The organism is Streptomyces sp. NPDC008079 (genome assembly GCF_042957385.1).
Taxonomy (GTDB): domain Bacteria; phylum Actinomycetota; class Actinomycetes; order Streptomycetales; family Streptomycetaceae; genus Actinacidiphila.
On sequence record NZ_JBIBIC010000050.1, the window covers coordinates 1 to 1,100 of the forward strand.

The 1,100-nt window shown below is 26.7% G+C and carries 1 protein-coding gene; it reads right to left on the reverse strand.

Annotated features, from left to right (window positions below):
* Positions 1–104 precede the first annotated feature (104 nt).
* Positions 105–950, reverse strand: coding sequence for a penicillin-hydrolyzing class A beta-lactamase BlaZ (gene blaZ / locus ACFZAM_RS37185; RefSeq protein ID WP_391053016.1), 846 nt, complete (start codon positions 948–950; stop codon positions 105–107).
* Positions 951–1,100 lie beyond the last annotated feature (150 nt).

Below are 1,100 nucleotides of genomic sequence, written 5' to 3' on the forward strand. Positions count from 1 at the left end.
ACATCCTTGTTAAATTGTTTATATCTGAAATAGTTCATACAGAAGACTCCTTTTTGTTAAAATTATATTATAAATTCAACTTTGCAACAGAACCATTTAGAATATTAAAATTCCTTCATTACACTCTTGGCGGTTTCACTTATCAACTTATCATTTGGCTTATCACTTTTATTGTCTTTATTCGTAAAAATGACTAAAACAATAGGTTCAGATTGGCCCTTAGGATAAACAAAAGCAACATCATTTCTAGAAGCATATGTTATTGCTTGACCACTTTTATCAGCAACCTTACAGTCTTTTGAAACACCGTCTTTAATTGAAGTATCTCCGCTTTTATTATTTAACATTAAATCAAGTAAGAATTTTTTGTTTTCTTTGCTTAATTTTCCATTTGCGATAAGTTTATTTAAAGTCTTACCGAAAGCAGCAGGTGTTGAAGTATCTTTTTTGCTCTTTGGTGAATAGTAATTTAATTCTATCTCATATCTAACTGGATTTGTTACTTTATCTCCTAGTTCTTTTAGACGTTGTTTAACTTTTTTGATTCCACCAATTTCTTTTATAATTTTATTGTTTGCTGTATTATCACTATATGCCATTGAAGCCTCAATAAGTTCTTTTAAAGTGATATCTTTTCCTACATATTTTTCTAAAATAGGAGAATAAGCAACTATATCATCTTTGTTAATATGTATTTTTTTATTTAACTTATTATAAGGTACTTGTTCTAACAAAATAGCACTATTTATCGCTTTTGAAGTCGAAGCATAGGCAAATCTCTTATCTGAATTAAATTTTACTTCCTTACCACTTTTAGTATCTAAAGCATAAACACCAATATGAGCATTATATTTTTTTTCTAAATCATTTAACTCTTTGGCATGTGAACTGTTTGAATTACATGCACTTAAAACTAAAGCAATTGCAATTAAAAATATTAACTTTTTCAAAATAAACCCTCCAATATTACAGTTGTAATTTTTACAAATTAATAATATTACAATTGTAATATTGGTGTCAATTGTTTATTATAAATAATTGAAAGAAGGTGTCAAAATGGCTAAATTACTAATAATGAGCGTAGTAAGCTTTTGTTTTAT